This window comes from Streptomyces sp. NPDC059567, assembly GCF_042735655.1.
Lineage (GTDB): Bacteria > Actinomycetota > Actinomycetes > Streptomycetales > Streptomycetaceae > Streptomyces.
This window is the reverse complement of record NZ_JBHWBS010000061.1, coordinates 33,646-43,876: the sequence shown is the minus strand read 5'-3', so window position 1 is coordinate 43,876 and position 10,231 is coordinate 33,646. Positions and strand designations below refer to the sequence as shown.

Annotated in this window: 9 protein-coding genes; 1 reads left to right on the top strand and 8 read right to left on the bottom strand. The window is 72.0% G+C overall.

Annotation, left to right across the window (positions count from 1 at the left end; genetic code table 11):
• Positions 1–58: 58 nt before the first annotated feature.
• Positions 59–901, bottom strand: a complete 843-nt coding sequence (locus tag ACFVZW_RS24465; protein WP_383559610.1) for a trans-aconitate 2-methyltransferase — start codon at positions 899–901, stop codon at positions 59–61.
• A gap of 131 nt (positions 902–1,032) precedes the next feature.
• On the opposite strand from ACFVZW_RS24465, the gene ACFVZW_RS24460 reads away from it, so the two are divergent.
• Positions 1,033–1,530 carry a MarR family transcriptional regulator gene (locus tag ACFVZW_RS24460; RefSeq protein WP_361853527.1) on the top strand — a complete coding sequence of 166 codons (498 nt, stop codon included), beginning with the start codon at positions 1,033–1,035 and terminating at the stop codon, positions 1,528–1,530.
• On the opposite strand, the gene ACFVZW_RS24455 is transcribed toward ACFVZW_RS24460, so the two are convergent.
• The 7 genes from ACFVZW_RS24455 to ACFVZW_RS24425 form a co-directional block, all read right to left on the bottom strand.
• Positions 1,489–2,262: a LuxR C-terminal-related transcriptional regulator gene (locus ACFVZW_RS24455; RefSeq protein ID WP_384524952.1), complete on the bottom strand. Its 774-nt coding sequence runs from the start codon at positions 2,260–2,262 to the stop codon at positions 1,489–1,491. The two genes, ACFVZW_RS24460 and ACFVZW_RS24455, sit on opposite strands and share 42 nt — an antisense overlap.
• Positions 2,263–2,553: 291 nt before the next feature.
• Positions 2,554–3,693, bottom strand: a complete 1,140-nt coding sequence (gene galK, locus ACFVZW_RS24450; RefSeq protein ID WP_384524949.1) for a galactokinase — start codon at positions 3,691–3,693, stop codon at positions 2,554–2,556.
• Positions 3,690–4,670: a UDP-glucose 4-epimerase GalE gene (gene galE / locus ACFVZW_RS24445; RefSeq protein ID WP_384524946.1), complete on the bottom strand. Its 981-nt coding sequence runs from the start codon at positions 4,668–4,670 to the stop codon at positions 3,690–3,692. The genes galK and galE overlap by 4 nt, the downstream gene beginning before the upstream one ends.
• Positions 4,667–5,710 (bottom strand): galactose-1-phosphate uridylyltransferase, encoded by a 1,044-nt coding sequence (gene galT / locus ACFVZW_RS24440; protein ID WP_384524943.1) that lies wholly within the window; start codon positions 5,708–5,710, stop codon positions 4,667–4,669. Before galT ends, galE begins: the two co-directional genes overlap by 4 nt.
• Before the next feature lie 130 nt (positions 5,711–5,840).
• Positions 5,841–6,530: a LuxR C-terminal-related transcriptional regulator gene (locus tag ACFVZW_RS24435; protein WP_384524940.1), complete on the bottom strand. Its 690-nt coding sequence runs from the start codon at positions 6,528–6,530 to the stop codon at positions 5,841–5,843.
• Positions 6,531–6,829: 299 nt separating this feature from the next.
• On the bottom strand, positions 6,830–8,641 hold the full coding sequence (locus ACFVZW_RS24430) for a PQQ-binding-like beta-propeller repeat protein (RefSeq protein ID WP_384524938.1): 1,812 nt from the start codon (positions 8,639–8,641) through the stop codon (positions 6,830–6,832).
• Positions 8,642–8,687: 46 nt separating this feature from the next.
• On the bottom strand, positions 8,688–10,231 hold a 1,544-nt coding region (locus ACFVZW_RS24425), incomplete at its 5' end, for a PQQ-binding-like beta-propeller repeat protein (protein ID WP_384524935.1).

Sequence of the window (10,231 nt, the reverse complement as noted above, 5' to 3'; positions counted from 1 at the left end):
CCTGGTTCCAGGTGCGGGGCGCCCGTGCGTAACCGGGACGTGGTCGACCTCGGCTTCGTCACCGCGGCTTGGTCGCGACGGCGAAGATGCGGCGGAAGGGGAAGACCGTGCCGTGCGGCCCCGGGGGGTACGCCTCGCGCAGCAGGTCGCGGTACTGGGCGAGGAAGGCGTCCGTCGCCTCCTGGTCGCCTTCCAGTGCGGTCAGTACGGGGCGCAGGGCGGTGCCCTTGACCCAGTCGAGGACCGGGTCCTCGCCGAGGAGGAGTTGTGAGTAGGTGGTCTCCCAGGTGTCGGTCTCGCAGCCGAGGTCGGCAAGACGGTTCAGATAGTCGGCCGCGTCGAGGACATGGACGAATCGGCGCCCCTCTCCGTGGAGGCGGTCGCGCCATTGCGGGGCGTCGCAGAGCTCGCCGAGCAGGGCGTGGCTCGGCGAGGTGAAGTTGCCTGGGACCTGGAACGCGAGCGTTCCGCCCGGTTTGAGTCCGTCGATCCAGGGGGCGAAGGACTCGGGGTGGTTGGGGACCCACTGGAGGGCGGCGTTGGAGACGATCAGGTCGTAGGGCTCGTCGGGAGTCCAGTGGGCCGCGTCGGCGCGCCGGAAGTCCAGCCAGCCGCCGCCGGCCGTCGTGCCGGCCCAGTCCTTCTCGGCCCGTTCCAGCATGTCCGGTGAGAGGTCGAAGCCGGTGATGTGGGCGTCGGGCCAGCGGTCGGCGAGCAGGACGGTCACATTGCCGGGGCCGCAGCCGAGGTCGGCGATCCGGGCGGGACGGTCACCGGTGGGGAGGTGTGGTATTCGCGCGAGCAGGTCGAGGAAGGGTCGGGCGCGGTGGCCGGAGTGACGGAGGTACTGCTGCGGGTCCCATGTCGGTGCCGCGGACGCAGAGGATGGTGCGGAATGCATGTTCGAGCCCCCTTGCTGGAACGAGTTGCCGAAGCGGAACAGGGTTCCGGCCCGGTCCTTCCCCATAGTCCAGCCGAATATATCTTGACGTCAAGAGACTTTATGTCAACAGACCCTCTACACTGATCGACATGGAGGACGAGGTCGACCGGCTGGTCGCTGCATGGCGCCGCGAGCGCCCGGACCTCGACGTGGAACCGCTCGAGGTGTTGAGCCGCGTCTCACGGCTCGCCCGTCACCTCGACCGCGCCCGTCGGCTCGCTTTCTCCGAGCATCAGCTGGAGCCCTGGGAGTTCGACGTCCTCACGTCGCTGCGCCGCGCCGGCGCCCCGTACCAGCTCTCCCCCGGCCAGCTCCTCACCCAGACGCTGGTCACCTCGGGCACCATGACCAACCGCATCGACCGGCTCACCAAGAAGGGCCTGGTCGAGCGGCTGCCCGACCCCAGCGACCGGCGCGGGGTCCTGGTCCGCCTCACCCCCGAGGGCCGCGACCGGGCCGACCAGGCGCTCGCCGGGCTGCTCGCCCAGGAGCGGGCCATCCTGGCCCAGCTCTCCCGTGCCCAGCGGGGCGAACTGGCGGGGCTGCTACGCCAGCTGACCGCCCCGTTCGACAACATCCCCGGCTAGCTCGGCGGGGCCGACTCCGGCCCGGCGCGCCAGGGCGACCGCGGCCAGCGTGGAGTGCACGCCCAGCTTTCCGAGCACGTTCTGCATGTGCGTACGGACGGTGTGCGGGGAGAGGAAGAGCCGCTCGGCCACGGCCTTGCGCCCCAGACCCGCCACCATGCAGCGCAGCACCTCCCGCTCGCGCGGGGTCAGCGACTCCACCAGCTGTTCGCTCTCGGTCCGGTGCTTGCGGGCCGCCGTCAGCTCCCGCAGGACGCCGGTGAGAAGGGCGGGCGGCAGATGCGTCTCGTCGCGCAGGACGCCGCGGATCACGGCCAGCAGGCGCTGCAGCGAACAGTCCTTGGCGACCCACCCCGAGGCCCCGGCCTGCAGCGCGAGGGCGGCCCGGTGGGCGTCGTCCTTCTCCGCGAGCACGACCGTCCGGACGGCCGGCTGGGCCGAACGGACCCCGGCGACCAGCGAGATGCCGTCGACGACGCCCTCTCCGTGGTCCGGCACGACCCGGGCCACCGCGACCGACGCCGTCGGCCCGGCAGCCGCGCCGAGGTCGGCGTCCACCAGCATCACGTCGTACCGGCGCCCTTCGGCGACCGCGCGGTCCAGACAGCGCAGGGCGGCGGGACCGCTGCCCGCGGCGGACACGTCGACGTCCGGCTCCGCCGCGAGGGCGGCCGCCAGCGACTCGGCGAAGATGCGGTGGTCGTCCACCACCAGAACCCGGATACGACCCACGGACACCCCCAAGTGTCGAGGAATGGACCGGCGCGGGTACGGCGCCGGGACGGGGGTCCGTCGATCGCACGGCCGCCGCCGTGCAGTGACTGTTACCCCGTCCCGGGCGCCGTACCCGACTGGTCTCGCCCCCTGATCAGCACCGGCCCCCACCGGCGCTGTGCATCAGAGTACGGGCGAGGCGCCGCCGCGGAAGCCGATTCGCAGAAGTGGCCGAACACCTCGGTACAGCTGTGCCGCATGTGTCCGATCGCGACAGAAGTCGACAATCGAGGGGTGCTTTCCGGGCATTCAGATCCGTCGCGCGCCCTTCGAGGGCACCGCGGGGAAGACCCTCGGGGCAGTGAGCCCGGCCTCGGCGAACGCCTTCTCCACGGCCGCGGCCACCACGTCCGCCGCCTCTTCCTCCACCAGCACGATCGCCGAGCCCCCGAAGCCGCCGCCGGTCATCCGCGCCCCGAGCGCACCGGCCGCGTTCGCCGCCTCGACCGCCAGGTCCAACTCGGGACAGGAGACGCGCAGATCGTCCCGGAGCGAGACATGACCCTCCGTCAGGACCGGGCCGACCGCCCGCGCGTCCCCGGCGTCGAGAAGAGCGATGGTCCGCTCGACCCGGTGGTTGTCCGAAACGACGTGACGGACGTAGCGACGAACCGATTCGTCGCTCAAACGCGCGAGAGCATCGGGCAGTTGCACGTACGGGACTTCGCGCAGCGCACGCACACCGAGCGCCCGCGCGCCGGCCTCGCAGCCGGCGCGCCGCTCCGCATACGCGCCGTCCCCGAGCGCGTGCTTCACCCGGGTGTCCACGACGAGCAGCCGCAGCCCGCGCGCGGCGAGGTCGAAGGGCACCTGGCGGTACGAGAGGTCGCGGGTGTCCAGGAAGAGCGCATGGCCCTCGTCCGCGCATGCGGACGCCATCTGGTCCATCACCCCGCAGGGGACGCCGACGAAGGCGTTCTCCGCGCGCTGGGCGAGAACGGCGAGTCCGGGACGGCTCAGACCGAGCCCGAAAAGGTCGTTCAGGGCGAGCGCGGTGACGACCTCCAGGGCCGCCGAGGACGACAGCCCCGCGCCGGTCGGGACCGTCGAGGCGAGATGGATGTCCGCCCCGGTGACCGGGTGGCCCGCCTCGCGCAGCGCCCAGACGACGCCGCCCGGATACGCGGCCCAGCCCCCGCCGGAGAGGGGTTCGAGGGCGTCGACGTCGAGCTGGACGACCCCGCCCCCGACATCGGCGGAGTGCACCCGCAGCACCCCGTCGTCACGCCGGGACACGGCGGCAACGGCCCTGTGGGGCAGGGCCAGCGGCATCACGAAGCCCTCGTTGAAGTCGGTGTACTCACCGATCAGGTTGACGCGCCCGGGGGCGGCCCAGACGCCCTCCGGCGTCGCCCCGTACAGCGCTTCGAACTCGCCCGCCACGCTCATCCGCGCCCCCGCTCCCGCTCTCTCGCGAACGCCCACGCGTCTCGCACGATGTCCGCCAGGTCCGGGCGGGTCGGAATCCAGCCGAGCCGCTCGCGCGCGGCCTCCGCCGAGGCGACGAGCACCGCCGGGTCGCCGGGCCGGCGCGCGGCCGTCACCTCGGGGACCGGGTGCCCGGTCACCTTGCGGACGGTCTCGACGACCTCGCGCACGGAGAAGCCGTTGCCGTTGCCGAGGTTACAGATCAGATGCGCGCCGGGCGTCATGGCGCCGAGCGCGAGCAGATGGGCCTCGGCGAGGTCCGCGACATGGATGTAGTCGCGTACGCAGGTGCCGTCGGGGGTGGGGTAGTCGTCGCCGTAGACGCTGATCGCCTCGCGCTTCCCGAGGGCGACCTCCAGGACGAGCGGGATCAGGTGCGACTCGGGGTCGTGGCGCTCGCCGCAGTCGCCGTACGCGCCCGCCACGTTGAAGTAGCGCAGCGAGACCGCGGCGAGACCGTGGGCGGCGCACTCGCCGCCGATCATGTGGTCCACGGCCAGCTTGGAGGCGCCGTAGGGGCTCGTCGGGGCGGTCGCCGCGGACTCGGTGATCGGGACGGACTCCGGCTCGCCGTAGGTGGCGGCAGTGGAGGAGAAGACCAGCCTGCGCACGCCCGCCGCCCGCATGGCGGCCAGCAGGGCCATCGTCCCGCCGACGTTGTTCTCCCAGTACTTCTCCGGCTTGGCAACCGACTCGCCGACCTGGGAGAAGGCGGCGAAGTGCAGCACGCCGTCGTACGAGCCGTCGAGCCACTTCACGGCGTCCTGGACGCGGCCCTCGACGAACTCGGCGCCGGCCGGGACGCCTTCGGCGAAGCCCGTGGACAGGTCGTCGAGGACGGTGACCTCGTGGCCCGCCTCCAGCAGATGCCGGGCGACGGTGCTCCCCACGTAACCCGCACCGCCTGTCACCAGGTACTTGGATGTCGCAGCCTTCATGTGGTCGCCACCTCTCGGAGTCGCTCGGCCGCCGCCTCCGGCGGTACGTCGTTCATGAACGCGCCCATGCCGGACTCGGTGCCCGCGAGGTACTTCAGTCTGCCGGGCGCCCGCCGGACGGTGAATAGCTCCAGGTGCAGCCCGAACTCCTCCCGGTCCGCGCCGGTGAACGGCGCCTGGTGCCAGGCGGCGATGTACGGCGTGGGCGGCTCGTCCGGACCGAAGATCCGGTCGAAGCGCCTCAAGAGTTCCAGATAGATCTGTGCGAAGTCTGTGCGCGCCGCGTCGTCGAGGGCCCGGAGATCGGGCACCCGGCGTGTCGGGTGGAGGTGGATCTCGTACGGCCAGTGCGCGGCGTACGGCACGAAGGCGATCCAGTGCTCGCTCTCCAGGACGACCCGGACGGCGTCGGCGCGCTCGCGGGCGACGAGGTCGTCGAAGAGGTTGCGTCCGGTACGGGCCCGGTGCTCGACGGCGCTGCGCAGCTGGAGGGCGGTACGGGGGGTGGTGAACGGGAAGGCGTAGATCTGGCCGTGGGGGTGGCCGAGGGTGACGCCGATCTCGGCGCCCCGGTTCTCGAAGCAGTACACCTGCTCGACGCCGGGCCGCTCGGCGAGTTCGGCGGTCCGGTCGGTCCAGGCGTCGAGGACGAGCGCGGCCCGCTCGGGGGTGAGGTCGGCGAAGGACGCGTCGTGGTCGGAGGTGAAGCAGACGACCTCGCACCGCCCGGCGTCCCCGGCGAGGGAGGGGAAGCGGTTCTCGAAGACGGCGACCTCGTAGTCCGGGGCCGGGATCTCGCTCTGCCGCCCGTCCGCGGAGGGGCACAGCGGGCACTCGTCGGCGGGCGGGTGGTAGGTCCGCGTCTGCCGGTGCGAGGCGATGACGACGTTGTCCCCGAGGAGCGCGTCGTACCGGATCTCGGAGCGGGAGGAGACGGGGTCGAGGGGCCGCGCGTCGACGCCGTCGCGGACGGCGTCGCCCCGCGCGTCGTAGTAGATGAGCTCACGCCCGTCGGCGAGCGTGGTGACGGTCTTCTTCACAAGGTGTCCTCAGCGGGGAACCAAACAGAACCACGCACAAGGAACCACAAGCAAACATCGACAGTCAACGCTCAGGGCGCTTTGTGCGCGTTGGTTCCGCCGGGCGCGGCGCGCGGGCCCAAGACGCCCCCTAGGGGTGCTCCCTCCGTGCGCCCGGTACGGGGGCGCGGTCCAGAAGGCCCGTTCGCGCGGCGAGCGCCGCCGCCTCCAGACGGGAGCCCACGCCCAGTTTCATCAGGACCCGCTGGACATGCGTCCGCGCGGTGCTCGGGGCGATGCCCATGCCCGCGGCGATCAGCCGGGTGTCCTCCCCTTCCGCCACCCGGACCAGGACCTCGACCTCCCGCGGCGTCAGCATTCCCAGGAGACGCTGCCCCTCGTCGTCCGGCTGGACCGCCGGATTGAGCAGCTCGGCGAAGGCCCCCTGGAGGAGCTGCGGCGCCACCGCCGTCTCCCCCGCCCGCGCCTTGATCAACGCCCGTTCGACGCCCTCGATGCGCTCGTCGTGCCGTACGTACCCCGACGCGCCGGCCGCGAAGGCGGCCGCGATCCCGCGCGGCGACGGCACCGGGCCGAGCACGACCACGGCCACCTGCGGCCGCTCGCGCTTGATCCGCACGATCGGGTCGAAGACCCCCGGCTCGGCCGGGGCGGCCGTACCGAGCAGACACACCTCCGGCGCCCGGCTCACCACCAGCTCCGCGGCGCCCGCCACCGGGGCGGCCGCCGCGAGCACCCGGTGCCCGCGCAGTTTCAATGCCGAGGCGAGCGCCTCGGCGAGCAGTCTGTGGTCGTCGACCACCATGAGCCGCACGCCCATCGAGCAACCCCTTATCCCCCCTGGTGCCGTCCCCCGGCCCCAGCACTCCGATGACCCGGCAAACTACACGCTCCTGGGGGCATACGTTCCCGAACTCCGACGGAATGCCACCCACGGGCCGAAATCGCCTTGCCCGGACACCTCCTGGCGGAACGTCACTCCCGGGAGACACGGACGGGGGGGGGGCAGGGCAGAGATGAGGCGCCGGGCGCGGCGCCGGAACCCCCCCCGCGCGTCCCCGGGCGCGCGCGCCGCCGCCCCGCCCGCCCCGGCGCCCCCCGTCCCGGTCCCCGGCGGGGTCAGTTCGTGCTGAACCCCAGCGCCAGGTACTCCTTGAGGGCCGTCGAGGACGACTCACGGGGCTTGCTGACCATCAGCGCGGAAATGAACATCCGGCCGTTCCCGTAGAGGATCTCGGAGTAGTCCTCGCTGAAGGAGTCCTCCGCGTCGCGCACCGACTTGTCCGACGGGTTCTCCATGAGCACCGTCGCCTTCATCGTGCCGCCGTCGATCGAGACGACCTGACCGCCCTTGTCGTACGGCGGAACCTTGTACGCGATGAGGTTGCCGCCGTCCATCCGCAGCGGCACCAGCGTGTACCGGTCCCCGGCGTCCGCCTTGTCGGAGGTCGTCTTCCCGTCGGCCAGGTCGAACGAGACGATCTCGTTGGTCTCGTCGCCGTACTCCCCGGTGGAGCCCTCGTGCTCCTCGGTCGGCAGGTAGAGCCGGTTGTTGCCGACGAGCACCTTGGAGCACGCCTCGACCTTGGTCGAGCGGCAGCTGGCCCCGAACCGGTCCGCGCTCGCCGCGATCTTGGCCTTCAGCTTGCCGGTCTTCTCGTCGATCGAGAAGAAGTCCGAGATGCCGCTGCCGTCACCGGCGGTGTCGCCGACGTCGGCCGCGACGACCAGCGGCTTGGTCGAGACGACCGACGCGTACTTCACGCCCGCGGGCATCTTGTACTGCGAGATCGGCCGGCCCGTCATCGGGTCGAGGTTCTGGATCATGACGTACCCGGCGTCGTACGACCCGCACTTGCGCGCGGCGACGATGCCCTCGCCACCGCCGTACCCCATGTCGTAGCAGCTGTTGCCGTCGACCGACGGCTTCCACCGCGGGTTGCCGTTGGCCAGGTCGAAGGCGGCGCCGCCGTCCGAGCCGCCGGCCGCGACGGTCGTGCCGCTGAGCGTGATCTCGCTGAACCGCGCCTTCTGGTCGCCTGCCGAGCCACCGGTGACCGACGTCGACCACACCAGCTTTCCGCTGGTCAGGTCGACCACGCCGACCTCGGTGCACGGCTGGTAGAACTTCGGCGCGACACGCTTGGTCGCCTCGAAGAGGATCGGGACCTTGTGGTCGGCCGTGACATGGCGCGAGGAACCGCAGACCTGGCCCGCCAGGGGCAGCGTCCACAACGGTGTGCCCTTGTCGAGGTCGTAGGCGACGATCGAGTTGACGCCCGTCTTCACGAACGCCTTGTCCGTGATCCAGGAGCCGGTCACGTCCGTGAGGTCCGTGACCTTCGGCTTCGGCAGCTGGAAGGACAGCTTGGACTGGGTGTTTGCGGGCACCTTCTCCTTGCCGTTGCCCCCGAGCCCGTTGCCCTTGTCGCCGCCCTGGCCCTGGGTCGAGCCGGAGCCGCCCTTGGCGTTGGGGTTCTCCTCACCGCCACCGGAGTTGGCGTACCAGATGCCGCCGCCGACGATCAGGGCGACGGCGACCACCGCGGCGATCACGATCTGCATCTGCGCGGACAGCTTCTTGCCGCCGCCGGCCGGCGCGGGCGCCTGCGGGTACTGCGGCTGGGTCGGGTAGCCGTACGGCTGCTGCGGCTGCCCGGGAGGCGCCCCCATCGGCTGCGTCGGCGGCTGCGGGTACCCGTACTGCGGTCCCCCTGGGCCCTGCGGCCCGGGAGGTGCCCCCAGCGTCGGCGGCTGCGGGTAGCCGTACTGCGGCTGCGTCGGCGGCTGCTGGGGGTATCCGTAACCGGGCTGCTCCGGCGGCGGCGTGGGCGCGCCGAACCCTCCCGGCGGGGGGTCCTGGGGCGCGCCGAAGCCCCCCTGGGGCGGGCCCGGCGGCTGGTTCGGCGGGGGCGGCGGTGGCTGGGTCATGGCGTGAGTACCTCTGAGGTGTCGGAAGGAGGGTGGGGAATCGGTGTCACTTGCCGAAGGCCATCAGCGTCTCCTTCTCCCGCTCCTCGTCGTCGGTCGTGCCCGCGATGAGACTCTGCACAAGGATGTACCGGCCGTCGACGTACAGCGCCGGGGAGTCGTAGTAGCGCCCCGCGGCGCGCGACGCGGCGCGTGGAACGCGGAGGAACTCGACGGCCTTGGTCGCGCCCGGCGCGACGGTGGCCAGCGAGCCCGGCTCGTCGAGCAGTGCTGCCATCCGGACGACCAGCGAACCGCCCTCCATCCGCAGCGGCCAGGCCGTGCGTCCCGGGATCCCGGGAATGTGCCGGACCGCCTTGCCGCTGTCGAGGTCGAACGCGACGATCTCGTTGGCCTTGTCCTTGGACGGTGCGACGGTGGCGATGTAGACGGTGGAGTCGTCCGCGACGACCCGACAGCGCTGCAGGTTGCCGTCGTGGGTGGAGTCGTCCGTGCACCCTTCGGCGTACTGGCCGTCGCCCTGGAGCGAGGAGCGCTTCGTCCCGTCCTCGTTGAGGACGACCATGCCGTGGCCGCCCTCGGCGCGGTTGGTGGCCGAGACGATGAGCGGCCGCATGGAGAGGACGTGGTCCACCCGGTAGCCGACCGGGAGCCGGTACTTCCAGCGGGACTTGCCCGTCACCGGATCCACCTCGTGGATCTCCTCCTGCGGTTTGTCCGCGTCGGGGGTCGGGCAGGAGACCGCGGCGACGAGCTTGTGGCCGCCTGCGTACGCGTACGGCTGGCACTCGCTCTTGTCCCACCGGCCGAACAGCTGCTTGCCGTCGCTGAGGCGGTAGCCGGTCGAGAATCCGTGGCGGCCGAAGGTGACCGTGCCGCCGCTCATCGCGATCGAGTAGTGGCTCATGAAGTCGAAGTCGTCCTCCTTCACGACCTTCGTCTTCCAGCCGAGCTTGCCTGCGCGCAGGTCGACCATCTGAAGCCGGCGACACTCGTCCATCTCGGCGTGGAGCTTGTCCTTGAGGGCGAGGGCGATCTTCCCGTCCTCGGAGGGCAGATGCGGCGCCTTGCAGATCTCGGTGTCCAGGGTCAGCCGCCACTTCACCGTGCCGTCCTTCACCGAATGGGCGGTGACCGTGCGGTACATGGCGGTGACGACGACGTCCCCGTCGACCCAGGGGCCGAAGACGAAGCCGCCGAGCTGGGGCACGTCGATGTCGTTCTTGCGGACCCAGAGGACGGAGGCGTCGCCGGGGCCGCGGCCCTTGTTGTAGGCGGCCGCCGCGGCGGCGTCCGGCCCGGGGGGACCCGAGGGCTTCACGGAGGACTTCGTCGGGGCGGGACTCGTGCTCGGGGACGCCTTGTCGTTCTTGCGCTCCCCGGTGCCGGCGAGGGCGTACCAGGTCACGCCGCCGACGGCGAGCAGCGCCGCCACGACGGCCGCGATCACGGCGGTCGTGCGGCGCTTCCGGCCCCAGGGCGGCAGCAGCATCGTCCGGGGTTTGTGCGGTGGCCCGGGCCGGGCGGCCCCGGGCGGTGCGGGGAGGGGGGGGCTGACCGCGCGCCGCCGGGAGAGCGCGCGGGCGCGGT